This window comes from Pseudomonas taetrolens (assembly GCF_900475285.1).
Lineage (GTDB): Bacteria > Pseudomonadota > Gammaproteobacteria > Pseudomonadales > Pseudomonadaceae > Aquipseudomonas > Aquipseudomonas taetrolens.
On sequence record NZ_LS483370.1, the window covers coordinates 810,074 to 835,875 of the forward strand.

At 57.7% G+C, this 25,802-nt stretch carries 24 protein-coding genes; 9 read left to right on the top strand and 15 right to left on the bottom strand.

All coding sequences use genetic code 11. The features are described 5' to 3' along the window. Window positions 1–135: 135 nt before the first annotated feature. The gene (locus tag DQN55_RS03930) at window positions 136–816 is read left to right on the top strand and encodes a Fe2+-dependent dioxygenase (RefSeq protein ID WP_048378205.1); all 681 of its coding nucleotides are present in this window, start codon (window positions 136–138) and stop codon (window positions 814–816) included. A gap of 3 nt (window positions 817–819) precedes the next feature. Beyond that, entirely contained in the window at window positions 820–1,572 is a 753-nt protein-coding gene (locus DQN55_RS03935) for a tetratricopeptide repeat protein (protein WP_048378204.1), read from the top strand. A 76-nt stretch (window positions 1,573–1,648) separates the two neighbouring features. Here the strand turns inward: DQN55_RS03935 and DQN55_RS03940 are convergent, their stop codons facing one another. The 5 genes from DQN55_RS03940 to DQN55_RS03960 form a co-directional block, all read right to left on the bottom strand. Further along, window positions 1,649–2,812, bottom strand: a complete 1,164-nt coding sequence (locus tag DQN55_RS03940; RefSeq protein ID WP_048378203.1) for a type III PLP-dependent enzyme — start codon at window positions 2,810–2,812, stop codon at window positions 1,649–1,651. A 434-nt stretch (window positions 2,813–3,246) separates the two neighbouring features. After that, window positions 3,247–4,404: an osmoprotectant ABC transporter ATP-binding protein OsmV gene (locus tag DQN55_RS03945; RefSeq protein WP_048378202.1), complete on the bottom strand. Its 1,158-nt coding sequence runs from the start codon at window positions 4,402–4,404 to the stop codon at window positions 3,247–3,249. Continuing rightward, window positions 4,401–5,054: an ABC transporter permease gene (locus DQN55_RS03950; RefSeq protein WP_048378201.1), complete on the bottom strand. Its 654-nt coding sequence runs from the start codon at window positions 5,052–5,054 to the stop codon at window positions 4,401–4,403. Before DQN55_RS03950 ends, DQN55_RS03945 begins: the two co-directional genes overlap by 4 nt. Window positions 5,055–5,069: 15 nt before the next feature. Continuing rightward, entirely contained in the window at window positions 5,070–5,972 is a 903-nt protein-coding gene (locus tag DQN55_RS03955; protein ID WP_048378200.1) for a glycine betaine ABC transporter substrate-binding protein, read from the bottom strand. Between the two features lie 25 nt (window positions 5,973–5,997). Then, entirely contained in the window at window positions 5,998–6,687 is a 690-nt protein-coding gene (locus DQN55_RS03960; RefSeq protein ID WP_172601042.1) for an ABC transporter permease, read from the bottom strand. A gap of 361 nt (window positions 6,688–7,048) precedes the next feature. Here DQN55_RS03960 and DQN55_RS03965 point away from each other — a divergent pair, with 361 nt between their 5' ends. Beyond that, entirely contained in the window at window positions 7,049–8,632 is a 1,584-nt protein-coding gene (locus DQN55_RS03965; RefSeq protein ID WP_048378199.1) for a peptide chain release factor 3, read from the top strand. 155 nt (window positions 8,633–8,787) lie between these two features. Here DQN55_RS03965 and DQN55_RS03970 read toward each other — a convergent pair whose 3' ends face one another. The 8 genes from DQN55_RS03970 to DQN55_RS04005 form a co-directional block, all read right to left on the bottom strand. After that, window positions 8,788–9,756, bottom strand: a complete 969-nt coding sequence (locus tag DQN55_RS03970) for a peptide ABC transporter ATP-binding protein (RefSeq protein ID WP_048378198.1) — start codon at window positions 9,754–9,756, stop codon at window positions 8,788–8,790. After that, entirely contained in the window at window positions 9,756–10,724 is a 969-nt protein-coding gene (locus DQN55_RS03975; protein ID WP_048378197.1) for an ABC transporter ATP-binding protein, read from the bottom strand. Before DQN55_RS03975 ends, DQN55_RS03970 begins: the two co-directional genes overlap by 1 nt. Window positions 10,725–10,734: 10 nt before the next feature. After that, on the bottom strand, window positions 10,735–11,646 hold the full coding sequence (locus DQN55_RS03980; protein WP_048378196.1) for an ABC transporter permease subunit: 912 nt from the start codon (window positions 11,644–11,646) through the stop codon (window positions 10,735–10,737). Between the two features lie 10 nt (window positions 11,647–11,656). After that, complete coding sequence (locus DQN55_RS03985; RefSeq protein WP_048378195.1) at window positions 11,657–12,667, bottom strand: ABC transporter permease subunit; 1,011 nt, start codon at window positions 12,665–12,667, stop codon at window positions 11,657–11,659. 75 nt (window positions 12,668–12,742) lie between these two features. Continuing rightward, window positions 12,743–14,338, bottom strand: a complete 1,596-nt coding sequence (locus DQN55_RS03990; RefSeq protein WP_048378194.1) for an ABC transporter substrate-binding protein — start codon at window positions 14,336–14,338, stop codon at window positions 12,743–12,745. An 87-nt stretch (window positions 14,339–14,425) separates the two neighbouring features. Further along, window positions 14,426–15,793, bottom strand: coding sequence for an OprD family porin (locus tag DQN55_RS03995; RefSeq protein ID WP_048378193.1), 1,368 nt, complete (start codon window positions 15,791–15,793; stop codon window positions 14,426–14,428). A gap of 165 nt (window positions 15,794–15,958) precedes the next feature. Next, entirely contained in the window at window positions 15,959–17,560 is a 1,602-nt protein-coding gene (locus tag DQN55_RS04000) for an ABC transporter substrate-binding protein (protein WP_048378192.1), read from the bottom strand. Between the two features lie 421 nt (window positions 17,561–17,981). Further along, window positions 17,982–18,698, bottom strand: coding sequence for an SIMPL domain-containing protein (locus DQN55_RS04005; protein WP_048378191.1), 717 nt, complete (start codon window positions 18,696–18,698; stop codon window positions 17,982–17,984). Window positions 18,699–18,958: 260 nt separating this feature from the next. On the opposite strand from DQN55_RS04005, the gene DQN55_RS04010 reads away from it, so the two are divergent. The 5 genes from DQN55_RS04010 to DQN55_RS04030 all read left to right on the top strand — a co-directional run bounded on the left by DQN55_RS04010 (window position 18,959) and on the right by DQN55_RS04030 (window position 22,479). Next, window positions 18,959–20,221 (top strand): ATP-binding protein, encoded by a 1,263-nt coding sequence (locus DQN55_RS04010; protein WP_048378190.1) that lies wholly within the window; start codon window positions 18,959–18,961, stop codon window positions 20,219–20,221. After that, window positions 20,214–20,774 carry a response regulator transcription factor gene (locus tag DQN55_RS04015; RefSeq protein ID WP_016779485.1) on the top strand — a complete coding sequence of 187 codons (561 nt, stop codon included), beginning with the start codon at window positions 20,214–20,216 and terminating at the stop codon, window positions 20,772–20,774. Before DQN55_RS04010 ends, DQN55_RS04015 begins: the two co-directional genes overlap by 8 nt. A gap of 96 nt (window positions 20,775–20,870) precedes the next feature. Further along, window positions 20,871–21,365 (top strand): hypothetical protein, encoded by a 495-nt coding sequence (locus DQN55_RS04020; protein ID WP_048378189.1) that lies wholly within the window; start codon window positions 20,871–20,873, stop codon window positions 21,363–21,365. A 51-nt stretch (window positions 21,366–21,416) separates the two neighbouring features. Further along, window positions 21,417–21,704, top strand: coding sequence for a PA4642 family protein (locus tag DQN55_RS04025; RefSeq protein ID WP_048378188.1), 288 nt, complete (start codon window positions 21,417–21,419; stop codon window positions 21,702–21,704). Window positions 21,705–22,023: 319 nt separating this feature from the next. After that, window positions 22,024–22,479, top strand: a complete 456-nt coding sequence (locus DQN55_RS04030; protein ID WP_231995650.1) for a hypothetical protein — start codon at window positions 22,024–22,026, stop codon at window positions 22,477–22,479. Between the two features lie 77 nt (window positions 22,480–22,556). On the opposite strand, the gene mqo is transcribed toward DQN55_RS04030, so the two are convergent. Beyond that, window positions 22,557–24,056, bottom strand: a complete 1,500-nt coding sequence (gene mqo / locus DQN55_RS04035) for a malate dehydrogenase (quinone) (RefSeq protein WP_048378186.1) — start codon at window positions 24,054–24,056, stop codon at window positions 22,557–22,559. A 749-nt stretch (window positions 24,057–24,805) separates the two neighbouring features. Further along, window positions 24,806–25,039 (bottom strand): hypothetical protein, encoded by a 234-nt coding sequence (locus DQN55_RS04040; RefSeq protein WP_048378185.1) that lies wholly within the window; start codon window positions 25,037–25,039, stop codon window positions 24,806–24,808. 158 nt (window positions 25,040–25,197) lie between these two features. Here DQN55_RS04040 and DQN55_RS04045 point away from each other — a divergent pair, with 158 nt between their 5' ends. Continuing rightward, a complete protein-coding gene (locus DQN55_RS04045; RefSeq protein ID WP_048378184.1) occupies window positions 25,198–25,782 on the top strand; it encodes a YajG family lipoprotein in 585 nt (194 codons plus the stop codon). The last annotated feature ends 20 nt before the right edge of the window (window positions 25,783–25,802 follow it).

A 25,802-nucleotide genomic window follows, 5' to 3' on the forward strand; every position in this document is an offset into this window, starting at 1 on the left:
CGCAAAACTTACATTCTTTACAGTTTCTCTTGACGTTTTTTTCACGTCCCTTCGTAACCCCTTTTCTTAACGGGGTTTTACACAATCAATAAGAATCAATACCATTGGCATCCCTTTGCTTTCAGGTATCGCGCCATGCTGCTGCATATTCCCGGCTTGTTTTCCCGTGAGGAAGTCGTGCGCATCCGCGAGGCCCTGCAGCAGACGGACTGGGCTGACGGCAAAATCACTGCAGGTTTTCAGTCGGCCAAGGCCAAGCACAACCTGCAATTGCCCGAAGGCCATCCGTTGGGCCATGAGATCGGTGCTGCAATGCTCGACCGGTTGTGGAAAAACCCGCTGTTCATGTCGGCCGCCTTGCCGCACAAGGTTTTCCCGCCGCTTCTCAATTGCTACACCGCTGGCGGCAGCTTCGATTTCCATATCGACAATGCCGTGCGACAACCCAAAAACAGTGCGGAGCGGGTGCGCACTGATTTGTCGTCGACGCTGTTTCTCAGCGACCCTGAGGATTACGACGGCGGCGAACTGGTAATTCAGGACACTTTCGGTACCCAGCAGATCAAGCTGCCGGCGGGCGACATGGTGCTGTATCCCGGCACCAGCCTGCACAAGGTCAATGCGGTCACGCGGGGCACGCGCTACGCATCGTTTTTCTGGACCCAAAGCCTGGTGCGCGAAGACAGCCAGCGCACGTTGTTGTTTGAAATGGACGGTGCGATCCAGCAACTGACCCGTGACGTCCCCGATCACCCCTCGCTGATCCAGCTCACGGGCACCTACCACAACCTGTTGCGTCGCTGGGTTGAGGTCTAGGCCATGAGCTTTCAGTTACGCCGTGAAGAAGTGCTCGACGGTGAGCAACTGACCGCCATGCTGAGTGAAAACCCGGCCCGGGCGGCGCAGGCGATTCTGATGGCCGCCAAACAGGGGATTGTCGAGGGGCAGGCCCTGCTGGGGCAAATCCTGCTGGACGGGCAGGGTATCGCGCGCGATCCGGCCCTGGCCCGACGCTGGTTCCAGATTGCAGCCGATGCCGGTCACCTGATGGCGCGCAACATGCTGGGTCGTTGCTGGGAGCACGGCTGGGGCGGGGCGGTGAACTTGACCCGGGCTGCGCAGGAGTATCGCCAGGCGGCCGGGCAAGGCCAGGAGTGGGCGCTCTACAACTATGCCAACCTGCTGGCGACGGGACGCGGTGTGGCTGAGGATCAGGTGGGGGCCTTGGCGTGTTATCGCCAGGCGGCTGATTTGGGGCACGCCAAGTCGATGAACCTGGTGGGGCGTTATCTTGAGGAGGGCGTTCATTGCCCCCAGGATAAAGACGCTGCCTGCCTCTGGTACAAACACTCCGCTGAGGCCGGCGATTTTCGCGGGCAATTCAGCCATGCCTCTGTACTGGCAGAGTCCGGCAATATCGAGCAGGCGTTGGTCTGGTTCGGGCGGGCGCTGGAGGGCGGTAACCTCAAGTTTCTTGAGGTGGCACAGGGCACATTGCTGGCAGCGCAACATCCGCAGGTGCGGGCTCTGGCTGATAACTATGCACGGCGAGCGGCTCAGCTGACGGTGTAACCGGCCACCGCAGGCGGCGAAAAAGAGACACAAAAAAGCCCATGACGCCGTCATGGGCTTTTTTGCATACCGGCGGTTACAGGTAGAACGACTTCAGTGGCGGGAAGCCATTGAACTCAACTGCGCTGTAGCTGGTGGTATAGGCACCGGTCGACAGCCAGTACAGGCGATCGCCAATGGCCAGGTTCAGCGGCAGACCGTACTTGTAGTTTTCGTACATGATGTCGGCGCTGTCACAGGTTGGGCCGGCGATCACGACTTCTTCCATCTCGCCCTTTTTCTCGGTCCAGATCGGGAACTTGATGGATTCGTCCATGGTTTCGATCAGCCCCGAGAATTTGCCCACATCGGTGTATACCCAACGCTCGACGGCGGTGCGGGATTTACGGGCGACCAATACCACTTCACTCACCAGAATCCCGGCGTTGGCGATCAACGAACGGCCCGGCTCCAGAATGATTTCCGGCAACTCGTCACCGAAATCTTCCTTCAGGAAGCGGATGATTTCTTCGGCGTAGGTTTCCAGGCTGTTGGTACGGGTGATGTAGTTGGCCGGGAAGCCGCCACCCATGTTGATCAGCTTGAGGACGATGCCGTCTTCTTCTTTCAGGCGCTCGAAGATCACTTTGACCTTGGCGATGGCTGCATCCCATACGCTGATATCACGCTGTTGGGAGCCGACGTGGAACGAAATGCCATAAGGCACCAGGCCCAGGTCACGAGCCAGAATCAGCAGGTCCATGGCCATGTCGGTCTGGCAGCCGAATTTGCGTGACAGGGGCCAGTCAGCGGTGGTCGAGCCTTCAGTCAGAATACGCACATACACTTTCGAACCCGGGGCAGCCTTGGCGATATTGCGCAAGTCGGCTTCGGAGTCTGTGGAGAACAGACGCACGCCCTTCTCGTAGAAGTAGCGGATGTCCTTGGATTTTTTGATGGTGTTGCCGTAGCTGATGCGGTCGGCGCTGACACCACGGTCCATGACCTTGTCCAGCTCGTAGATCGAGGCGATGTCGAAGCTCGAACCCTTGTCTTTCAACAGGTCGATAATCTCGACGGCAGGGTTGGCCTTGACGGCGTAGTAGACCTTGGCAAATTCGAAGCCGGCGCGCAGGTCATCATAGGCCTGGCTGATCATGGCGGTGTCGATCACCACGAACGGGGTTTCCTGGGTGTCAGCGAAAGCCTTCATTTTCTGGAAGGTATCGCGCGCGTAATAGTCTTCGACCTGGATCGGCATGCTAAGGGACTCCTAGTGGCAAACGTAATCAATAAATGGGCGCAACTGAACATCCTCCGTATCCCCACTTTGGTTCGCCTACTTCCCAAGGCATGTCCGCCGAAAGCAAAAAAGGTAAATGAACCTTGCTGTCTCGTCGTCAGTACTTGAGCCGGATGGATCGTTTCCAGCATGGATGTTCGGCGCGAACTTTAGGGGGTGATTGCGCTTTGATCAACAAAAAATGTCGCGTTTTTGCACGAGTTCGTCGGGGGCTCAATCTCAGCTATTTAAGTAACCGACCTTGATGACGTAGTGATGTTCCCGCAGGAGGGGAGTTGGCGGGTGTCGCGGGGGATTGCAGGTGCGAGCTGGCCCGCGATGCAGGCAACCCGGCAGGTCTTGAGTGCCGGGTTGATGCGCTCGCGAGCACGCTCGCTTCTACAGGGCAATCATCAGGCGATTGCTGTTTCTGCGGGGGAAACAATGCTGGTCTTGGCGCCGCGGGAGCGACCGGAGCTGAGGTACGCCGCAATCGATTCCTGGGTCACTTCGCCCAGGAACACGCGCTCGGCGTCCATCACCGGCAGCCATGAGCGATTGAACTCGTACATGCGCGACAACAGGATACGCAAGTGTTCATCGAACGCTGCCGTGGCATTGAACTCGCGCAGATACTGGCCGCACGTCCCGGTCTGGCGGTGCAGGTCACGACGACGGACGTAACCCAATGCTTTGTTATCGGCGCAGGTCACAACCACATAGCGGCGGTCGAGTTCGTCCATCAGCTCCAATGCATCGGCTACCGGGGTTTCAGGGCTGACAGACGGTGCGTTATCCGCCGCGTCTTCGGCCTTGACCAGCAACAGGCGCTTGAGCGTGCTGTCCTGGCCAACAAAGTTGCTGACAAAGTCATCGGCCGGGTGGGCAAGCAAGGTATCGGGATGATCCATTTGCAGCAGCTTGCCGCCACGGAAGATGGCGATTTTATCGCCCAGCTTGATTGCCTCGTCGATGTCGTGGCTGACCATGATCACGGTCTTGTTCAGCGCACGCTGCATCTCGAAAAACTCGTTCTGGATCATCTCGCGGTTGATCGGGTCGACCGCGCCGAACGGTTCATCCATTAATAGCAGCGGTGCATCTGCCGCCAGCGCACGAATCACGCCGATCCGCTGTTGCTGACCGCCCGACAGTTCACGGGGGTAGCGGTTGAGGTACTGCTTGGGTTCAAGCTTGATCATGCTCATCAGTTCACGGGCGCGATCGTGGCACTTCTGTTTATCCCAGCCCAGCAAGCGCGGAACAATGGTGATGTTCTCCTCGATGGTCATGTTCGGGAACAGGCCGATCTGCTGGATCACATAACCGATGTTGCGACGCAGGGTCACCGGATCGAGGTCGGTGGTGTCTTCGCCGTTGATCAGGATCTTGCCGGAGGTCGGCTTGATCAGGCGGTTGATCATTTTCAGCGTGGTGCTTTTACCGCAACCCGAAGGCCCCAGGAATACGCAGATTTCGCCTTCGTTGACGGTCAGGCTTACCGAGTCCACGGCTTTCACGTCTTTGCCGTTGCTTTGGAAGGTCTTGCTGAGGTTTTGAAGTTCGATCATTTGAGTAGTCCTTTTGGAGTCAGCATGCGTTGCAACCATTGCAAAAACAGGTCAGCGATAATGGCCAGAACACTGACCAGTACGGCACCCACGATTAGCATCGACATGTCGCTACGGCTGATTGCAGCAAGAATAAGTACACCCAGGCCACCGGCGCCGATGGTGGCGGCGATGGTCATGACACCAATGTTCATCACCACGGCGGTGCGCACACCGGCCAGGATCACCGGCACTGCGATGGGCAGCTCAACCATGCGCAAGCGCTGGCTGAAGGTCATGCCGATGCCGCGGGCGGCTTCACGAATACCCGGTTCCACGCCGGTGAGGGCGAGGAAGGTATTGCGCATGATCGGTAACAATGAATAGAGGAGCACGGCGGTGATTGCCGGCATCGGCCCCAGTCCCTGGCCGAACTTGGAGTAGAACGGCAGCAGCAGGCCAAACAGGGCGATGGACGGGACGGTCAGCAATACTGTGGCGCTGGCCTGCATCGGGCCGGCCAGGCTCGGGAGACGGGTCATCAGCACCCCCAGCGGCACCCCGACCACAATCGCCAGGGTCACGGCGATCCCGACCAGCGTGATGTGCTGCCAGGTCAGGTGCAGAACCAGTGACCAGTCCATATGGGAAAAGGCGTTCAGAAATTCCATGTCTTTTCCTCCGGATCAGTTAATAGAAGGCAGTGGATGCTGGCGCAGGAAGTCTGCGGCCACCCTGGACGGGCTTTCGTGGTTTACGTCGACCCGGGCGTTCAACTGGCGCATGGTCTCATCGTCAAACAGATCGGCCAGCGGTTTGAGCAGGGCTGCCAGGTCCGGATGGGCGTCCAGATAGGCCTTGCTTACGACGGGAGCGGCGGTGTAGTCCGGGAAGTAATGCAGGTCGTCACTGAGCAGCTTGAGTTTGAAGGCGCTCAGGCGGCCATCGGTGGTGTAGACGAGTCCGGCAAATACCTGGCCGTTTTTCAGCGCGGTGTAGACCAGCCCGGCGTCCATCTGGCGGATGTTCTTGCGGGTCAGGTCCATGTCATACAGCTTGACCATGCCCAGCAAGCCATCTGAACGATTGGCAAACTCGGTATCCAGTGCCATGAGCGCACCCTTATTTTCAGGATCGCGCAGCGCCTTGTTCAAATCGCTGATGGTGTTGATATCAGGATATTGCTCGGCCACGTTCTGCGGCAGTGCCAGGGCGTAGGTGTTGCTGAATCTGGACGGGTGCAGCCAGATGAGTCCCTTTTTTTCATCGAGTTCTTTAACTCGGTCGTAGGATTGTTGGCTGTCGAGTTTCTCGGTGACATGGTTGTATGCCACCAGCGAGACGCCGGTGTATTCCCAGAGCAGATCCAGTTGCCCGGACTCCTGGGCACTGCGTGCCAGACTGCTGCCAAGCCCGCCGGTAACCTGCGTTTTGTAGCCCCTGCTGTTGAGGTATTGCGAGGTGATTTCGGCGAGCAGGGTCTGCTCGGTAAACACTCGTGCGCCAATCCGGATCAAGGGTTTTTCAGCGGCTTGGGCAATGCCTGCGAACAGCAGGATGCAGCCTAAAAACAAGCTAATTTTTTTCATGGAGATTCCTTTGCTCAGCCAGACCTTATGCAGGTCGCAGACCGCGTTCCAGCCAGCGGCGGCTGATGAGTATCACCAGGCCATCGAGCAGCAATGCCAGCAGCGCGGTGCAGGCGGCGCCGAGGATCAGTTGCGGCTGATTGTTGAGGGCGATGCCAGGGAAAATCAGGCTGCCCAGGCTGTTGGCGCCAATCAGGAACGCCAGGGGGGCGGTACCGACGTTGATCGCCAGTGCGACCCGTACACCGCCCATGATGATGGGCACGGCGTTGGGCAGTTCGACCCGCCAAAGCACTTGGCGCGGTGTCATGCCGATGCCGACGGCAGCTTCTTTGAGCGATCCCTGTACGTTTTTCAGGCCTTCGTAGGTGTTGCGCACGATGGGCAGCAACGAGGCAAGAAACAGGGCGAAGATGGCGGGACCACTACCGATTCCGAGAAAACCAAGCGCAATGGCCAGTACCGCGAGCGGTGGAACGGTGTTGCCGATGTTGAAGACTTGCATGAAGCGTTCCGCACGTCCGGCCATTCCGGGTCGGCTGAGGAAAATGCCGGCGGGGATCCCGATTACAAGGGCGGCGAGCATTGAAGCGAGTACGAGGTACAGATGGGCTTGCAGGTAGAACAACAGATCATCTTGATAGTGTTCGATAGTGCTGATGCCGATCCAATGGACCAACAGGGCGAGGAGGGCGACAACTGCCACACATCCCATAAGCCCTTTTCCATAGCGATTAGCCACAGGCGGACTCCTTTTTTTGTCGGCGAACACATTGTCGTGTGGCAGGCCATTTCTGGCTGCCGACCATGGGTTCGCGAAGAGCAACAAGCGGGCGCGAAAAACGCTGCCATCACCTGTCATTAGCGCAGCCTCGTCAGGCTAACTTGCTGATATTTCAGCCCCTGACGGTTTGCCGCATCAGGAGAGTGGACGCCTCCACTGTCTAAAAGGTTCACATTATTTACGGCGGATTGCCACCCTTGTGGCCAAGGTAAAGGTACCAACGGTGGCTGCACTCACCGGATTTGGGCTATAATCCGCGCCCTTTTTTGAATCAATCGTCAGGCGATTTCCCATGACCAACCAGGCCGCCGAAGTCGCGAAACGCCGCACTTTCGCCATTATTTCCCACCCCGATGCGGGTAAAACCACCATCACCGAAAAGCTCTTGCTGATGGGGAAGGCGATTGCTGTCGCCGGTACGGTGAAATCGCGAAAGTCCGACCGCCATGCCACCTCCGACTGGATGGAAATGGAGAAACAACGGGGTATTTCGATTACCACGTCGGTCATGCAGTTCCCGTATCGCGACCACATGATCAACCTGCTCGACACCCCGGGCCACGAAGACTTCTCGGAAGATACCTACCGTACGCTGACAGCGGTGGACTCTGCGCTGATGGTGCTCGACGGCGGTAAAGGCGTTGAGCCACGCACCATCGCCCTGATGGACGTATGTCGCCTGCGCGACACGCCGATCGTGAGCTTCATCAACAAACTCGACCGCGACATTCGCGACCCGATCGAGTTGCTGGATGAAATCGAAGCCGTTCTGAAAATCAAGGCTGCGCCGATCACCTGGCCGATTGGTTGCTACCGTGACTTCAAGGGTGTCTACCACCTCGCTGACGACTACATCATCGTCTACACCGCCGGTCACGGCCACGAGCGCACCGAGGTCAGAATCATCGAGAAGCTCGACTCCGACGAAGCTCGCGCCCATTTGGGTGACGAGTACGACCGGTTTGTCGACCAACTGGAACTGGTTCAGGGTGCTTGCCATGAATTCAACCAGCAGGAATTTCTCGACGGCCAGCTGACGCCTGTGTTCTTCGGTACGGCGTTGGGCAACTTTGGTGTCGATCACGTGCTGGACGCTGTGGTCAATTGGGCGCCGAAGCCTTTGGCCCGGGTGGCCAACGAGCGCACGGTCGAGCCGGTCGAAGAGAAATTTACCGGTTTCGTGTTCAAGATCCAGGCGAACATGGACCCGAAGCACCGCGATCGCATCGCTTTCATGCGCATTTGCTCGGGCAAATACGAGAAAGGCATGAAAATGCGCCACGTGCGCACAGGCAAAGATGTTCGCATCGGCGATGCGCTGACGTTCTTCTCCTCGGAGCGTGAGCAACTTGAAGAAGCCTTCGCGGGCGACATCATCGGCTTGCACAACCACGGTACGATCCAGATCGGCGACACCTTCAGCGAAGGCGAAAGCCTGAGCTTCACCGGTATCCCGCACTTCGCCCCGGAACTGTTCCGTCGCGTACGCCTGCGTGATCCGCTCAAGTCCAAGCAATTGCGCCAGGGCTTGCAGCAACTGGCCGAAGAGGGCGCCACTCAGGTGTTCTTCCCGGAGCGCAGCAACGACATCATCCTGGGTGCCGTCGGTGTCCTGCAGTTCGACGTGGTCGCCAGCCGTTTGAAAGAAGAATACAAAGTGGAATGCTCCTACGAGCCTATCACTGTGTATTCGGCTCGCTGGATCGACTGCGCCGATAAGAAGAAGCTCGAAGAGTTCCAGATCAAAGCGGTGGAAAACCTCGCCATCGACGGCGGCGGCCACCTGACCTACCTCGCTCCGACGCGGGTCAACCTGGCACTGATGGAAGAGCGCTGGCCCGATGTGCAATTCCGCGCCACGCGTGAGCATCACTAACGGCTCAGGCCTGAAGTTAAAAAAAAGCGAAGCCCTTGGGCTTCGCTTTTTTTTTGCATGTACAAAACCGGTGTTGCGGCCCCCCTCTGTAGCCGCTGCCGCAGGCTGCGACAAGGGCCGAAGGGCCTTCGGACCCGGGTTTTCGGGTGTTGTACCTAGAGGAATTGCTCCGCGTGATGGCAGGCAACCTGGCGGTTGTCCAGCAGGCGCAGGAGCGGTTCGTCGGTGCTGCACAGTTCGGTCGCGTACGGACAGCGTTTGTGGAAGGCGCAGCCTGATGGCGGGTTCAGCGGGTTGGGCAGTTCGCCGACGATCTTGATCTTCGGTTTGTCCGGATCCGGGTGGATGGTGGGTGTGGCCGACAGCAATGCCTGGGTATAAGGGTGCAGCGGCCGGGTGTAGATCTCTTCCTTGGGCCCCATTTCTACCGGGCGGCCGAGGTACATGACCAGGACCGTATCGGCCACATGTCGCACCACCGCCAGGTTGTGCGAGATGAACACGTAGGCGGTGTTGAACTCTTGCTGCAAGTCCATGAACAGGTTGAGTACCTGGGCCTGGATCGATACATCCAGCGCCGAGGTCGGTTCGTCGGCCACCAGCACCTTGGGTTGCAACATCATGGCTCGGGCCAGGGCGATCCGCTGGCGCTGACCACCGGAGAACATGTGCGGGTAGCGCTGGTAATGCTCAGGGCGCAAGCCCACCTGCTTCATCATGGCCTGGACTTTTTCACGGCGTTCGCTGGCGCTCAACCGGGTATTGATCAGCAGCGGCTCGGCCAGTTGATCACCGACTTTCTGCCGAGGGTTGAGCGAGGCATAAGGGCTCTGGAACACCATCTGCACATCTTTGCGCAGTTGCTTGCGCTGGGCCTTGTCAGCCCCGGCGACTTCCTGGCCGGCAATTTTCAACGAACCGGACGAGGGCTCTTCGATCAGGGTCAGGGCGCGGGCCAGGGTCGATTTTCCACAGCCTGACTCGCCCACCACGGCCAGGGTTTTACCCGCCTCGAGTTCAAACGACACACCGTTGAGCGCGCGCACCAGTGCATGGCCCTTGAACAAGCCACGGGACACTTCGTAATGACGGGTTAGGTCGCGGGCAGTAAGAACGACAGTCATTACGCCACCTCCTGATTCAAGGGGAAGAAGCAGCGGGCCTGGCTGTGAGCCTTGGGCTCCAGCGACGGACGTTGTTGGCGGCAGGTGTCTTGTACGTACGGGCAGCGCGGTGACAGCAGGCAACCGTTAGGCCGGTCGTAGCGCCCGGGCACGATGCCCGGCAAGGTCGACAGGCGAGCTGCGCCCATGCTGTGTTCAGGGATGGCTGCCAGCAGGGCTTCGCTGTACGGGTGTGCGGGGACATCGAACAGGCCCGGCACGTGACCAACCTCGACCGCCTGACCGGCGTACATGACACACACCCTTTGTGCGGTTTCGGCCACGACGGCAAGGTCGTGGGTGATCAGCACCAGGCCCATGTTCTGTTCGCGCTGCAGGTTGAGCAGCAAGTCCATGATCTGGGCCTGAATGGTCACGTCCAGTGCGGTGGTCGGTTCGTCGGCAATCAACAGCTTGGGTTCACCGGCGATGGCCATGGCAATCGCTACACGCTGGCTCATGCCGCCCGAGAGTTGGTGCGGGTAAGCGTTCATACGGCTGGCGGCGCCGGGGATTTCGACTTTTTCCAGCAATTCAATGGCTCGCTTGCGCGCGGCCTTGCCGGACATTTTCAGGTGCAGGCGCAGCACTTCTTCGATCTGGAACCCCACGGTGTAACTGGGGTTGAGCGCGGTCATCGGGTCCTGGAACACCATGGCCATGTCTTTGCCGACGATTTGCCGGCGTTGACGGGCGCTGAGGGTCAGCATGTTTTTGCCGTCGAAGTTCAGTGCATCGGCGGTGACGATGCCGGGATGCTCGATCAGGCCCATCAGCGCCATCATGGTCACGGATTTGCCGGACCCCGATTCACCAACAATGGCTAGGACTTCGCCTTTATCCACAGACAGACTGAGCCCGTCGACCACCGGTACGGCCTTGGCGTCACCAAAACGGACGTTGAGATTCTTGATTTCTAGCAGTGACATGGGAATCTCCTCAGGCGGCATTCTTGAGTTTCGGGTCCAGCGCATCGCGCAGGCCGTCGCCCATCAGGTTGATTGCCAGCACGCTGAGCAAAATGGTCAGACCGGGCAGGCTCACGACCCACCAGGCGCGTTCGATGTAGTCACGGGCCGAGGCCAGCATGGTGCCCCACTCAGGCGTGGGCGGCTGTACGCCAAGGCCCAGGAAGCCCAGTGCTGCGGCATCGAGAATCGCCGAAGAGAAACTCAAGGTGGCCTGGACGATCAGCGGTGCCATGCAGTTCGGCAGCACGGTGACGAACATCAGGCGTGGCAGGCCAGCACCGGCCAGACGGGCAGCCGTCACGTAGTCACGGTTCAGTTCGCCCATCACGGCAGCCCGGGTCAGGCGCACGTAGGACGGCAAGGACACTACGGCAATGGCGATCACGGTATTGATCAGGCCAGGGCCGAGGATGGCGACAATGGCAACAGCCAGCAGCAGCGAAGGCAGGGCCAGCATGATGTCCATCAAACGCATGATGCCCGGGCCGAGGATGCGCGGGAAAAACCCGGCAAACAGCCCCAGGATCACCCCTGGAATCAGTGAAATGACCACCGAAGACAAACCGATCAGCAGCGACAGGCGGGAGCCTTCGATCAGACGCGACAGCAGGTCGCGGCCCAACTCGTCAGTGCCGAGCAGAAATTGCCATTGACCGCCCTCAAGCCAGACCGGCGGCGTCAACAGAAAGTCGCGGTATTGCTCGCTGGGATTGTGCGGTGCGACCCACGGCGCAAAAATCGCGCAGAACACGATCACGCACATGAACATCAGGCCGGCAACGGCGCCCTTGTTCTTGGAGAACGCTTGCCAGAATTCTTTGTAGGGCGATGGATAAAGCAGGCTTTGATCCACGGCTGTAACAGGAGTAGGTGTGCTCATGATCAGGATCTCAGCGCTGGTGACGGATGCGTGGGTTGGCAAAGCCGTAGAGGATGTCCACCACGAAGTTGACCAGAATCACCAGGCAGGCGATTAGCAGGATGCCGTTTTGCACCACGGGGTAGTCCCGTGCGCCAATGGCTTCGATCAGCCATTTGCCGATACCGGGCCACGAAAAAATGGTTTCGGTCAGTACGGCGCCGGCCAGCAGGGTACCGACTTGCAGGCCGACCACGGTCAATACCGGAATCAGCGCGTTGCGCAGGCCATGCACGAACACCACGCGGGCAGGTGACAGGCCTTTGGCGCGAGCGGTGCGGATGTAGTCTTCGCGCAATACTTCCAGCATGGAGGAGCGGGTCATCCGCGCGATCACCGCCAGCGGAATGGTGCCCAGCACGATAGCGGGCAGGATCAAGTGGTGCAGCGCATCCCAGAAGGCGTCGGGCTCGTCGCTGAGCAAGGTGTCGATCAGCATGAAACCGGTTTTCGGCTCAATGTCGTACAGCAGGTCGATTCGCCCGGAAACCGGGGTCCAGCCCAGGCCGACCGAGAAGAACATGATCAGAATCAGACCCCACCAGAAAATCGGCATCGAATAGCCCGCGAGGGAGATGCCCATCACCCCGTGGTCAAAAAACGAGCCTCGTTTGAGGGCTGCAATCACCCCGGCCAGCAGCCCGAGGATGCCGGCGAACAACGGCGCAGCCATCGACAGCTCCAGAGTGGCGGGGAACAGTGCGCTGAATTCGGTCCACACACTTTCACGGGTTCTTAACGATTCACCGAGGTCGCCGTGGGCCAGTTTACCGATGTAGTCAAAATACTGTTCGTACAGCGGCTTGTTCAGGCCCAGACGCTCCATGGCCTGGGCGTGCATCTCAGGGTCGACCCGACGCTCGCCCATCATGACTTCGACCGGATCGCCGGGGATCATGCGAATCAGGGCGAATGTGAGCAAGGTGATGCCGAAGAACGTGGGGATCAACAATCCCACTCGGCGGGCTATAAAACTAAACATCGTGTGGTGTACCTCATCAGCCGGTTAGGCAGGTCCGCCAGTGCTCGGGTGGGCGCTGGCGGGTATTTTATTGTTCTACTTCACCTGGGTGGTGGCGAAGTTGTTATTGGTCAGCGGGCTAAGGGTATAACCCTCGACGTTGTTGCGTCTGGCGGTAAAGAGCATGGGGTGTGTCACGTTAATCCAGGGCTGGTCCTGATGGAAAATGACCTGGGCCTGTTCATAGAGTGCAGCCCGCTCAGCGGGTTCACTGATATTACGGGCCCGGGTGATCAGTGCCTCGAAGTCTTTATTGCACCAGCGGGCGTAGTTTTCGCCGTTCTTGGCGGCCTCGCAGCTCAGCAACGGGGTCAGGAAATTGTCCGGGTCGCCGTTGTCACCGCCCCAGCCGGTTGAGACCAGATCGTGCTCGCCCGCCTTGGCGCGCTTGAGCATTTCACCCCATTCCATCACCCGGATATCCAGCGTCAGACCGATTTTTTTCAGGTCCGATTGCAACAACTGTGCGCCGAGCATCGGATTCGGGTTGGTCGGGCCACCGCCGTTTCGGGTAAAGAGGGTGATGACATAACCGGGTGGTACACCGGCTTCCTTGAGCAATGCACGGGCTTTGTCCAGATCGCGAGGCGGGCTCTGGATGCTGGTGTTGAACCCGAGCATGGTCGGTGGATACGGGTTGACTGCAATCAGGGCATTGCCCTTACCGTGCACGGTGTTGAGGTAAGTTTCTTTGTCGAAGGCGATATCGAGGGCCTGGCGCACCCGGACATCGCTCAGGTACTTGTGGCCGGTATTGATGGCGATATAGCTGGTCATCAGCGCAGCCAGCTCATCGACTTTCAGGTTCGGGTCTTTGCGGATGTTCTTGACGTCATCGGGCTTGGGGTAGAGCGCGATCTGGCATTCGTTGGCCTTGAGCTTTTGCTGGCGCACGTTGCTGTCGGTACTGATGGCAAAGATCAGGTTATCGCTGGGCGGCTTGCCGCGGAAGTAATCCGGGTTGGCCTTGAAGCGTACCTGAGCGTCCTTGTTGTACCGCACGAAAATAAACGGGCCGGTGCCAATGGGTTTGCTGTTCAACTCCTGGGTTTTGCCGGCTTTGAGCAACTGGTCGGCGTACTCCGAGGAGTAGATCGAGGTGAACGGTATGGCCACGTCACGTAAGAACGGTGATTCGGCATGATTGAGGGTGAATTTGACGGTCATGTCGTCAACTTTTTCGACGCTTTTGAGCAGGCTCTTGAAGCCCATGCTTTCAAAGTAGGGGTAACCGACCAACGATTTGCTGTGCCACGGGTGCTTTGGGTCCAGCTGGCGCTGAAAGCTCCAGACCACGTCGTCGGCATTCAGGGTTCGGGTCGGTTGGAAATAGTCAGTGGTGTGGAACTTGACGCCGGGGCGCAGGTAAAACGTGTATTCAAGGCCGTCCGGGCTGATCTCCCAGCGCTCGGCCAGGGCAGGTTCGATATCCGTAGTGCCGGGTTTGAAGTCGACCAGTCGATTGAGCACGGTTTCTGCCGACGCATCGGTGGTGACGGCGGTGGTGTACTGAACGATGTCAAAACCTTCGGGGCTGGCTTCGGTGCAGACCACCAGGTTTTTGGCAGACACACTGACAGCCGTGCAGATCAGTGCAGCGGCAAGGGTGGTGCGCAATGGAAGTCGTTTCATAGCAACCCTCTCCAATTGGTTGAGCCAGCGAAAGGGCTGCAGCTGATAGTTTGAATCAGCTGCAGCCTGGTTGGGCAAGACTGGTGCTTACAGAATGTTGAACGGAATGGTGGTCACCAGGCGGAACTCGTTGATGTCGCCGTCGGACTGGTTTTTGCTGGCTCGGTGAGTGGTGTAGGTGGCGCGAATGGCAGTGGCTTTCAGGGGGCCGCTCTGAATGGCATAGGACGTACCGATGCTGTACTCGGAGTGGGTTTCATCGTCCATGCTTCTCACGTCATAGGCATCACCCTTGTACTTGGTGCCGTTAATGTCCCAGCCGCGGGCGTGGTAAGCATTGAACTTGAGGCCCGGAATACCGTACTGCGCCATGTTGATGACGTAGGCCACCTGGAAGGACTTCTCATTCGGGCCGTTAAAGTCCGAGAGCAGGGAGTTGGCCAGGTAGATGCCGTTGGTTTCGTGCAGGTAGTCGAAATACTCGTCACCGATGACTTGCTGGTACGAGAATGTCACGGTATGGGCCTGGTGAGTCAGGCCCATCGCCAGGCTGAAGGTATCGTTATTGATATCCCCCATGGCCTTGCTGCCGGTGTCGACGGTTTTGTAGTAGTTGAGGTTGGTGTTCAGCCCCAGTACGGCGTTGTCACCCCAATCGTGCACCGCGCCGAAGTAGTACTGGTTCCAGAAGTCTTCAACGTGAGTGGCGTACAACGAAGTCTTCAGGTTCTTGAACGGTTGGTAGTTCACGCCGCCAACGCTGGCACGGTCGGTTTCGACGCCGGTGGCGCTGTACTCGGAGCGAAACTTGCTCAGGCTCTGTTCGGTACGTGGCGATACCCGGTCAAAGGAGCCGGCATCGAAGGACAGGTTATTGAACTCTTCGCTGTGCAGGCCCACCCCCTGGAAGCTTGATGGCAGTGCACGGTTACCGATCACATCGATGGTCGGGCTGCTGAAGTTCTGTCGGCCCACGGTCAGTGTGGTGTTGGAAATGCGTGCCTGCAGGTTGGCCAGGCCGAGCTTGCTCCACTGACCCACTGCATCGCCATCGTTGCGAGTCAGGGTACGGTTGTTGACCCCGGCAATGTCATTGGCGTCGCGGTCCAGCGCGATGGCGTTGTAGGCCGCCACCTGGGTCTTGAAACCTACCGTGCCTTGGGTGAAGCCCGAGCTGTAGTCGAGGATGGTGCCCTGTACCCAGTTAATCCGGCGCGGGGTGCTTTTTTGCACACCGTTGTCGTTATAGGTGAAGCGCCCGCCATGCCGTTTGAGTTCGTTGGCGTACCAGTTACGGGTGGTGCCACTCAGCGTCTGTTCTTCAAAAAAACCCTTTGTTTCGCTCTGGGCGCTGCTGTCGGATTTCAGCCCGGTAGGGATGAACTCTTCTGCGTGGGCCATCGCAGTGAGGCTGCTGATGGACAAGGCGAGCACTGCGCAGCTTGTTACTTTCATGGTTGAGGCTCCTTCACTTTCTTTTTTTATTGCCGGTACTTTTTGGTTTTGCCCGGCTGTTGTGGAACGTCGTACAGCAATGCAAACGTTTGCCCGGCGCCCTTGGCCGAAATTTCACCCCTGCGCCCCCAAGCGCCGGGGTGAAGCTCAAACGGATGCGTGGAACTAGTCGTCTAGACTGACGCCCGAGAAGGCGTTACGACCAAAGGGACTTACGGTGAAACCCTGGACCTTGGCACTCAAGGGCTGGTTGACCATCGAGTGGGCAATCGGTGTGATCGGGACCTGCTGCTTGAGCAATTGTTGTGCCTGTTTGTACAGCACGGTGCGTTGATCGCGGTCGGTCACGGCCTTGGCGTTTTTGATCAGCGTGTCGTATTGCGGATCGCACCACATGGAGTAGTTGTTGCCGCCGATCGCGTCGCAGCTGTAAAGCGTGCCCAGCCAGTTGTCCGGGTCACCGTTGTCGCCGGTCCAGCCGATCAGGCTGACGTCGTGCTCGCCATTTTTGGTGCGCTTGATGTACTCGCCCCATTCATAACTGACGATCTTGACCTTGAGCCCGATCTTGTCCCAGTCCGACTGCAGCATTTCGGCCATCAGCTTGGCGTTGGGGTTGTACGGGCGTTGCACCGGCATGGCCCAGAGAGTGATCTCGGTGCCTTCCTTGACCCCGGCAGCCTTGAGCAGCTCTTTGGCTTTCTCCGGGTTGTAGGCGGCGTCGGTAATTGTCTCGTCGTAGGACCATTGGGTGGGCGGCATCGCATTGACGGCTTTCTGCCCGGCGCCCTGGTACACCGCTTTGAGAATCGCGTCCTTGTTGACGGCCATGTCCAGCGCCTGGCGCACCTGGAGCTGATCAAACGGCTTGTGCTGCACGTTGTAGGCGATATAACCAAGGTTGAACCCGGGTTTCTCAATGACTTGCAGCTTGGGGTCGGCCTTGAGGCTGGCCACGTCTGCCGGGCGCGGGTTGAGTGACACCTGGCATTCGTTTTTACGCAGCTTTTGCATGCGTGCCGAGGCATCGGTATTGATCGAGAAAATCAGGTTGTCGAGTTTGACCTGATCGGGTTTCCAGTAGTCCTTGTTGGCGGCATAGCGGATGTTCGAGTCTTTTTGATAGCGCTGGAAGACATACGGGCCGGTGCCGATCGGCTTCTGGTTGATATCGGAAGGTTTGCCTTCCTTGAGCAGCTTGTCGACGTACTCGGCAGACTCGATAGAAGCAAAGTGCATGGCCATGTTCTGGATGAATGCAGCGTCCACTGTGTTCAGGGTGAACTTGACGGTCTTGTCATCGAGCTTTTCCACCTTGGCGATGTTTTTATCCATGCCCATGTCGGTGAAATAAGGGAATTCGGTGGGGTAGGCCTTACGAAACGGCATGTCTTTGTCGAGCATGCGGTTGAAGGTGAAGAGCACGTCGTCGGCGTTGAATTCGCGGGTTGGCTTGAAGTACGGCGTGGTGTGGAACTTGACCCCGTCACGCAAATAGAAGGTGTAGGTCAGATTGTCGGGGGAAATATCCCAGCGGGTCGCCAGGCCGGGTTCAACTTTGGTGCCGCCACGTTCGAACTGGGTGAGTCGGTTGTAAATGGTTTCGGCCGATGCGTCGAAGTCAGTGCCGGTGGTGTACTGACCTGGGTCAAAGCCAGCCGGACTGCCTTCAGAGCAATACACCAGGTTATTCGCAGCTTGGGCGAAAGGTGCACTTGCCAGCAGGCTGGCGCCCACTAAAAACGGAATGACCGCGTGTTTGAACATGGTGGCCTCATGATTTTTGTCATTTTTGAGTTGAGGGCGACCTTGTGAGTCGACCCGGCGATACTTATGCACAGCCCATACCCAATGCAATATGTGAAAAGGGTTCAAGTATGAAAACGTGGAACGATCGTACAGGAATGTCGCATTTATATAATTTTTGACGCATTTGAACGTTTGCGTCCCGATTTTTGACTCATTTGTTTACACGTTATGGGGCAGTAGAACACTGCATTGCCCTGTTTTAGGTCAGAGGTGTTACTTATCTAGACTCTTGCTTTTAAAAGATGTCAGGCATTGTTGATTTGCCTTGTAGGACGCATCTTTTTAAAGATCGGAAGGTCTGTAGGACTTTTATCCGGAACATAAAAAAGCCCCCGAAGCAGGAGCGCTTCAGGGGCTTTGTAGGACGCAGCAATGTGTCTTACGGCATCTGGACTTCAATCACGCCATCCGCGCTCATGCTGACTTCACTGGTACCGGCTTCGATCTCGGGTGTCGGGGGCGAGTCCATGGCAGGCGAGGCGGCTTTCATCATCATTTCGCTGCGCATGTAGGGTTGCGGATAGCCATTGCTGTTCAGGTTCAGGTTGACGATCTTGTAACCTTTGCCCCCCAGCGCATCGGTGGCCATTTGTGCACGAGCCCTGAACGCGTTAACGGCATCTTTAAGCAAGGCATCCTGGCTGGCGATGCGGGTTGCCTTGGCCACGGTAAATTGCATGCTGCCCATTTTCAGGGTTTGCATCAGATCACCTGTGAGCTTGGACAATGCTGAAAAGTCCGCGCTTTCCAGGCGCAGCTCGGCGCGTTCACGCCAGGCGGTGATCTTCTGGGATTTGTTGTCGTAAACCGGGTAGCTGTTGCGGTTGCCCTGACGCAGGGTCACGCCCTTGACTTGCTTCGCCTCGCCAATGGCCTTGTTCATGGCAGTGGTGATCTCGGCTGCCAGCTTGGCCGCATCGGTATTTTGCGCCTCGGTGTACAGCGTCACGACCATCAAGTCGCGTGGGACTTCCTGACTGGCTTCAGCGCGCAGGGATATCTGGTTGTAATGAACGTCTTCAGCCAACGCCGGCAGGCTGGCAAGGGCGCCAATGCTGAGGGTCAGAAGGGCTGCTGTACGCTGGAATGTAAACATGAAAGCTCCTTGTGGGTAACGCCGTGCAGTGTTGTTTTGGCCGGCGTCAAACCCATAAGACTGTAGAGGGTGGCCATCAGTTCGCCCAGTTACATTTTCAATACATCTGACGGTATGGCGTCGACCCTGTTGCGACTGACTTTTCGTCTAGCCTCAATCCTTAAAAAAACACTGTGGCCCATTGCCGCAGTTTTGCCTGTCAGGCCATCAGCTTGGTTATACTCCCTGCGATCCGCCTGGAGCGCTCATCAGGAGAGCTCATGCTCGCCCCCGTACAGTTATTGTCTGCGACTCGTCAGAACCTTTGGCGCCTTACGTTTATCCGCATGTTGGTGCTGGCTGCCCAGGCCGGCTCCGTAGGTTTTGCGTATCTGTTTGATTTGCTGCCGCTGCCCTGGTTCGAGCTGGGTGTCACCCTCGGCTGCTCCATGCTGCTGTGCGCGTTTACCGCCATCCGGTTGCGCACCACGTGGCCGGTCACGGAGCTGGAGTACGCACTGCAACTGGCCTGTGACCTGTTTATCCACAGCGCCCTGTTGTACTTCTCCGGGGGCTCGACCAATCCCTTCGTATCTTATTATCTGGTGCCGCTGACGATTGCGGCAGTGACATTGCCCTGGCGTTATTCGCTGGTCTTGACCGGCATTGCGCTGGCGCTTTATACGTTGTTGCTGCTGCAGTTCTACCCGGTCGATACAGTGCCGTTCTTCCGCGAGCAGCTGCAGATCTACGGGATGTGGCTCAGCTTTGCGCTTTCAGCGGCCGTGATTACCTTCTTTGCCGCCAAAATGGGCGAAGAGTTGCGCCGCCAGGAAGAACTGCGAGCCCTGCGACGTGAAGAAGGCTTGCGAGACCAGCAGTTGCTGGCCGTTGCGACTCAAGCGGCCGGTGCTGCCCATGAGCTGGGTACACCCTTGTCGACCATGAGCGTGTTGCTCAAGGAGATGCGCCGGGACCATCTGGATCCGGAGCTGCAGGACGACTTGAGCGTACTTCAGGATCAGGTCAAATTGTGCAAAGAAACCCTGCAGCAACTGGTGCGCGCTGCCGAGGCCAATCGCCGGCTGGCCATTGAGGTTCAAGGTGTCACGCAGTGGCTCGATGAAGCCTTGAACCGCTGGCACCTGATGCGCCCTGAAGCCACATATCGCTTTCAGTGTCTGGGGCGTGGGCCGGTACCACGCTTGGCGCCACCTCCGGACTTGACCCAGGCGCTGCTCAATTTGCTCAACAATGCAGCCGATGCTTGCCCGGAAGGGCTGGAAGTCAGCGTCGACTGGGATGCGGTTGATCTGACGATCAGTATTCGTGATCACGGTGCAGGTGTACCGTTGGCCATCGCCGAACAAATCGGCAAACCCTTTTTTACCACTAAGGGCAAAGGCTTCGGTCTGGGCCTATTCTTGAGCAAAGCCAGCGTGACACGTGCTGGCGGCTCGGTAAAACTCTACAGTCATGAGGATGGCGGCACGCTCACCGAGCTGCGCCTGCCGCGTGTCGCCCGAGGAAACGAAAATGAGTGAAGAAATTCAGGTCGAAGGCGAAGAACTGCCGCATTTGTTGTTGGTAGATGACGACGCCACGTTTACCCGCGTCATGGCTCGCGCCATGAGCCGCCGCGGTTTCCGCGTCAGTACGGCGGGCTCTGCCGAAGAAGGGCTGATTCTGGCGCAACAGGACCTGCCCGATTTCGCTGCGCTGGACCTGAAAATGGACGGTGACTCAGGCCTGGTCTTGCTGCCCAAGCTGCTTGAGCTTGATCCCGAAATGCGGGTTGTGATTCTCACGGGTTATTCGAGCATCGCTACGGCCGTTGAGGCGATCAAGCGCGGTGCCTGCAATTACTTGTGCAAGCCGGCTGATGCCGATGACGTGCTGGCGGCGCTGCTGTCCCAGCACGCGGATCTTGAAACGCTGGTACCGGACAACCCGATGTCGGTTGACCGTCTGCAGTGGGAGCACATCCAGCGCGTGTTGGGTGAGCATGAAGGCAACATCTCGGCAACGGCCCGTGCGTTGGGCATGCACCGTCGGACCCTGCAGCGCAAACTGCAAAAGCGTCCGGTTCGGCGCTGAGCCAGGTAGATTGCACACTGTAAACCGGTCTTGCCGAGCGGTTTGCAGCGGGCCCTCCGTGCTAGAGTGCCGCATCCCGCGTTCCTGGATTCTGTCATGAGTTTTTTACTTCGCAGTGTCGCGCTTGGTGTGATGCTGACCAGTTTGCCACTGGCCGCTGCGCCCACCATTGCCCCCCTGTTGCACGCACAGTTTTTGCCGGTAGATGATCTGCAGTTGCGCGCTGAAAAACCCGAGCAGCAGCAGTTGATGCTGGTGACCTCGTATTCCGTTGTGGTGGGCAACCAGCGTCAATCCAATCAGCAGCCGATCCCGGTGACGTCGCCTTTATGGGTGCGTTTGAAAGGCAAGCCGATGAGTCAGGGCGCGACCGTCAGCCAAGTACTGATTTCCTTTGATGGTGAAAGCAAAAGCCTGAAAAAGCCCGTATTTGACCGTAAAACCCGGACGTTGACCTTGTCTTATCCCTTGGCCCAATACCGTGTCGTGATGGATTTGCTGCGCAACGATACGGTCTATTGCCAGTTTTTGACCTATGCCAATGGCCATATTTGGGCCGACTTGCACACCGGCAGCGTGCGCGCACGTTGAGCCTTGGGTAAACTGCGGGCCCCGTGAAGTATCAGCAGGCTGGAGTCGGACATGCGTAAAGATAAGAAGCAGTTGATTGGTGATGAAATTGGCGATGAGCAGATCAAGTTGTTCCTGGACTTTGAACCCGTAGACGCCACTTCGCCCTCGCTGCACAAACTGATCAAAGCCTATCGCGGTCTGCGTATCGACGACTTTGAGCGCTTCCTGGCGTTCTTCAAGGAAGCCGGGTACGACCTTGATGGCAAGGATGAGCACGGTCAGACACTCGTCGACATCATCAAGGATCAGCGCAACGCCGAAGAGTACATTGAGCTTATCGAGAAGGCTCGCGGCTAAGCGGCAAGACATCGATCTAAACCTGCAGGGCGGGCCTGTCTCGCAAGGATGTCCATGCGAGCGGTCAGCGTTGTCCGCATCGCGGGACGCGCATGCTCCTGCAGGAGATTGAAGGCGTAAACCGGTTTACGCTGCAACCAAGCCTTTTACAGATTACAGCCCGCTTCTATTTCTTCTCCCTCCATTCAAGACAGATCCCATAGGCTCAGTGCTGTTTGCTGCGCGATGTATCTGCGCGCGCCAACAATACTGAAGCTGACATCGAAGATGTCAGGGGCTCGCAGGACTGCGGGCAGATGGTTAACTGAAAGGGAATTTAATGATGCGGTATTCACTCAGGTGGGTGACACGCCTGTGTCTTGGTCTTGGACTCAGTGTGCTGTCTTCGGGGGCGTTGGCGGTTGATGAGGTGCTGGAGGTCGAGATCTTTAACGCCACGCCTTACAGCATCTCCCCGGGGGAAGATTTTTCGCTGCTGGAAAGTCCGGACAATTCAGGTCATGACTTTATCGTCGAGTCCCGTGCCAGTCAGGAGTTGCTGTACTACTTGCCGGAGTCACGAGGCACTGAGACATTTACCTATCGCCAGGGCGAGCAGGCTTGTCTGTTTGGCTTTGGCCATTTAACGCCAGGGGCCAGCACCATCAACCGCTGGGCCAACGCAAAATCAATCGGTCCGGTTGAGATCGCCTGCGCTGCAGAACTCCTCGCCGTCCCCGACCATGATGAGTTCGTGCGCAACGGCGGTACGCGGGTGCTGTTCACGATGGGATAGCAAAGGCTCCGTGCAACAAAAAGCCCCTGGCCATAAGGGCAGGGGCTTTGTGTGACGCATCACGGGTGCAGGCCGTGTTACGCGATGCTGGTGTTCGGTTCTACCAGTTCCAGCAACTCGGAGTTGCGGGTGCTGATTTCACGGTACAACTCAGCGTCGGTCTCAAGGGTTTTTTCCCGTGCCGGGAAAATTTCCTTGAGCTTGGTCGCCCACTCGCCAGCTGCTTTTTGCGGGAAGCAGCGCTCGATCAGGTCGAGCATGATCGATACCGTCACCGAAGCGCCCGGAGAGGCGCCGAGCAGGGCGGCCAATGAGCCGTCCTTGGCTGCAACCAGTTCGGTACCGAACTGCAGCACGCCGCCTTTTTTCGGGTCTTTCTTGATGATCTGAACCCGTTGGCCCGCGATCTCAAGACGCCAGTCTTCGGCCTTGGCCTGTGGATAGAAGCGACGCAGGGAGTCCAGGCGTTGCTCCATCGATTGACGGACCTCACTGACCAGGTACTTGGTCAGATCCATGTTGTCACGGGCGACGGCGAGCATTGGTCCGATATTACCCAAGCGAATCGACATCGGCAGGTCCATGAACGAACCGTGCTTGAGGAACTTGGTCGTGAAGCCGGCATACGGTCCAAACAACAGGGACTTCTTGCCGTCCACGACACGGGTGTCCAGATGCGGTACCGACATCGGTGGGGAGCCTACGGCCGCCTGGCTGTAGACCTTGGCCTGGTGAAGCTTGACCACTTCCGGGTTGTCGCAACGCAGCCACTGGCCGCTGACCGGGAAACCGCCGTAGCCTTTGCTTTCCTCAATGCCCGAGGCTTGCAGCAGCGGCAAGGCCGCGCCACCGGCACCGAGGAACACGAATTTGGCATCGATGTGGCGCGTGTTGCCGCTGTTGGTGTCTTTGATGCTCACTGTCCAGCCGCTGCCATTGCGCTTGAGGCCAGTGACTTTTTTGCTGTATTTGATCTGCGTGTCGGGAGCGCTGGCCAAATGCTTGAGCAGTTGCTGGGTCAGGGCGCCGAAGTTGACGTCGGTGCCGTGCATGACACGGGTGGCGGAGATGACTTCGTCTGCCGGGCGGCCCGGCATCATCAATGGCATCCATTCAGCCATTTTTGCCTTGTCTTCGGTGTATTCCATGTCTGAAAACGCATGGTGCTTGCTCAGCACTTCAAAACGTTTTTTCAGGAAGGACACACCTTTTTCACCTTGCACGTAGCTCAGGTGAGGCACTGGGCTGATGAAGGATTTGCATGAGCCGAAGGTCCCTTGTTGCGCCAGGTAGGCCCAAAACTGTTTCGAGACTTCGAACTGTGCATTGATATGCACAGCCTTTTTGATGTCGATCGAACCGTCAGCCGCTTGCGGCGTATAGTTCAATTCGCACAGCCCGGCGTGGCCGGTGCCTGCGTTGTTCCACGGGTTGGAACTCTCCGCAGCACCTGAGTCCATCTGCTCAACAACTTCCAGCTTAATGCCGGGGTCGAGCTCTTTGAGCAGTACGGCGAGGGTGGCACTCATGATGCCCGCTCCAACCAGTACTACGTCGACTGCTTCGTTATGCGCCATTAACGCGTCTCCAAAATCTACGGCACCAAATTGACGGCATAGCTGCCAGGTGTCCCGAGGCGAACATCAGGTAGGGCCTCGGGTCACGCATGGCCGGGATCGCCATGTCCGATTCTTCGCAATTCCTTGCAACTTCAGCGCACGCTCCGACCGGGCCTTCAAGGTTCATATGAACGCATTTCAGAACTCGGGAGGCAATTCGACTTAAGGTCAAGAGCGTCCGTTTGTGCAACCAAATCCGTAAGCGGACAGGCTTTCAGTCTTGTGCTGTGGAGCCGACTTCGATCCTGCTTGGTGAGACTGTTTCAGACGCTAATGGTGCATGTTCAGACGCAAAACTTTTCATTTGCTCGCCACACTCTTGTGAAGTTGTGAAAACCCGTTTTTTTTTCACGCTCTTTTGAAGACGTGAACCTCAAAAAAGGGCTGCCGCATGCCAGGCACTGTCCCGTGGATGGCCTGCCGTCCTGGAGTACAGGATGGGCACGACGGGCAAAAACGCAGTGGCCGAGCAAAATGGCAGCTCTGGCAGATCGAAAAAGGCCGGGGGATTGCAGAATGAACAGCAAGCACGCCAGCGTTACACGATCTGTGTGGGCGGCTCTCTGTGGGCGGTGCGGGGGAGCTAATACAAGCGCATTAGCGGTGCTGCGAGGCCCGATCAGGAGACGTCCTTATAATCGGGGGGAGATTGTAGCGAAGAAACGTGGGCAATTGATCCTGTTTAATGACTTTTATTGGCTTGCCGGTTAAACGCCTGACAGCAGTTGCACCCTTGGGTGCGCCGCAGGCGTGTGAATACGGGCGCTGGCAGGTAATACCTGGTGCAACCAGTTGAGGCGAATTTCCTCGATTTCGATCCAGTTGTTGCCCGCCGGCGCTTGCCTGCATTGTTTAAATGCCTGGCAGCGACCTTCAGCATCCAGGCGCGCAAAGCAACGGTGAGGGAGAGCGAAACCGAATAACGACCAAAACCTGTTCATGGGCAAGCACCTTTGAAGTCCATGGGCCAGACAATGCCTGCGTGATGTGACACCGCGATGTAATGCCTATGACACCAGGGTGACAGTTAGCGGCTAGTTAGCGGGGGGGGAGCACCGCTATACTGGCAACCTGTTTTACCTGTCCTGGAGAAGTGAGCATGTTGCAACGCCTGTTGTTCGGTTTGATTACTGTGACCAGTTTGACTCTGGTCGGCTGTGCCCACAGCCCGCAACAACTCAGCCCGCAACCCAAGTTGACTACTCAACTTGCACCAGTCGGTCGTGGCCAGCCGGTGGTGGTTCGCGTGGTGGATGGTCGTCCATCGCCAACCTTGGGCACCCGTGGCGGCATGTATCCTGAAACCAGCGCGATCAGCGTCAGCAGCGCTGACCTGATTCCAAAACTGCAGGCCCAGGCCGAAGCTGCCGTGCGCTTGCTGGGTTACACGCCAACGTCCAATGCGATCAATGCACCCACGTTGACCGTGACGTTGGCCGAGCTGAAGTATCAGTCGCCCAAAGACACCATGTACGTCACAGAAGCTACGATCGGCGCGACCTTTCGTTCTGATGTGAAGAACGGCGGTCGTACCTACAACGGTCGTTATGGCGCATCACTGGATCAGCGTTTCGGCATGGCGCCGAATCAGGAAACCAACACCAAGCTGGTGAGCGATGTCCTGAGTGATGCCTTGACGCGTGTATTCAAAGACCCGTCAATCGGTCGTCTGCTGGGCGAGTAATTGCGTCGCTAAACAAAAAG

Bases quoted from the DNA above. Each gene is read 5' to 3' on its own strand.
- DQN55_RS03930 (WP_048378205.1), top strand. From the start codon at position 136: ATGCTGCTGCATATTCCCGGCTTGTTTTCCCGTGAGGAAGTCGTGCGC.
- DQN55_RS03935 (WP_048378204.1), top strand. From the start codon at position 820: ATGAGCTTTCAGTTACGCCGTGAAGAAGTGCTCGACGGTGAGCAACTG.
- DQN55_RS03940 (WP_048378203.1), bottom strand. From the start codon at position 2,812: ATGCCGATCCAGGTCGAAGACTATTACGCGCGCGATACCTTCCAGAAA.
- DQN55_RS03945 (WP_048378202.1), bottom strand. From the start codon at position 4,404: ATGATCGAACTTCAAAACCTCAGCAAGACCTTCCAAAGCAACGGCAAA.
- DQN55_RS03950 (WP_048378201.1), bottom strand. From the start codon at position 5,054: ATGGAATTTCTGAACGCCTTTTCCCATATGGACTGGTCACTGGTTCTG.
- DQN55_RS03955 (WP_048378200.1), bottom strand. From the start codon at position 5,972: ATGAAAAAAATTAGCTTGTTTTTAGGCTGCATCCTGCTGTTCGCAGGC.
- DQN55_RS03960 (WP_172601042.1), bottom strand. From the start codon at position 6,687: ATGGGATGTGTGGCAGTTGTCGCCCTCCTCGCCCTGTTGGTCCATTGG.
- DQN55_RS03965 (WP_048378199.1), top strand. From the start codon at position 7,049: ATGACCAACCAGGCCGCCGAAGTCGCGAAACGCCGCACTTTCGCCATT.
- DQN55_RS03970 (WP_048378198.1), bottom strand. From the start codon at position 9,756: ATGACTGTCGTTCTTACTGCCCGCGACCTAACCCGTCATTACGAAGTG.
- DQN55_RS03975 (WP_048378197.1), bottom strand. From the start codon at position 10,724: ATGTCACTGCTAGAAATCAAGAATCTCAACGTCCGTTTTGGTGACGCC.
- DQN55_RS03980 (WP_048378196.1), bottom strand. From the start codon at position 11,646: ATGAGCACACCTACTCCTGTTACAGCCGTGGATCAAAGCCTGCTTTAT.
- DQN55_RS03985 (WP_048378195.1), bottom strand. From the start codon at position 12,667: ATGTTTAGTTTTATAGCCCGCCGAGTGGGATTGTTGATCCCCACGTTC.
- DQN55_RS03990 (WP_048378194.1), bottom strand. From the start codon at position 14,338: ATGAAACGACTTCCATTGCGCACCACCCTTGCCGCTGCACTGATCTGC.
- DQN55_RS03995 (WP_048378193.1), bottom strand. From the start codon at position 15,793: ATGAAAGTAACAAGCTGCGCAGTGCTCGCCTTGTCCATCAGCAGCCTC.
- DQN55_RS04000 (WP_048378192.1), bottom strand. From the start codon at position 17,560: ATGTTCAAACACGCGGTCATTCCGTTTTTAGTGGGCGCCAGCCTGCTG.
- DQN55_RS04005 (WP_048378191.1), bottom strand. From the start codon at position 18,698: ATGTTTACATTCCAGCGTACAGCAGCCCTTCTGACCCTCAGCATTGGC.
- DQN55_RS04010 (WP_048378190.1), top strand. From the start codon at position 18,959: ATGCTCGCCCCCGTACAGTTATTGTCTGCGACTCGTCAGAACCTTTGG.
- DQN55_RS04015 (WP_016779485.1), top strand. From the start codon at position 20,214: ATGAGTGAAGAAATTCAGGTCGAAGGCGAAGAACTGCCGCATTTGTTG.
- DQN55_RS04020 (WP_048378189.1), top strand. From the start codon at position 20,871: ATGAGTTTTTTACTTCGCAGTGTCGCGCTTGGTGTGATGCTGACCAGT.
- DQN55_RS04025 (WP_048378188.1), top strand. From the start codon at position 21,417: ATGCGTAAAGATAAGAAGCAGTTGATTGGTGATGAAATTGGCGATGAG.
- DQN55_RS04030 (WP_231995650.1), top strand. From the start codon at position 22,024: ATGATGCGGTATTCACTCAGGTGGGTGACACGCCTGTGTCTTGGTCTT.
- mqo (WP_048378186.1), bottom strand. From the start codon at position 24,056: ATGGCGCATAACGAAGCAGTCGACGTAGTACTGGTTGGAGCGGGCATC.
- DQN55_RS04040 (WP_048378185.1), bottom strand. From the start codon at position 25,039: ATGAACAGGTTTTGGTCGTTATTCGGTTTCGCTCTCCCTCACCGTTGC.
- DQN55_RS04045 (WP_048378184.1), top strand. From the start codon at position 25,198: ATGTTGCAACGCCTGTTGTTCGGTTTGATTACTGTGACCAGTTTGACT.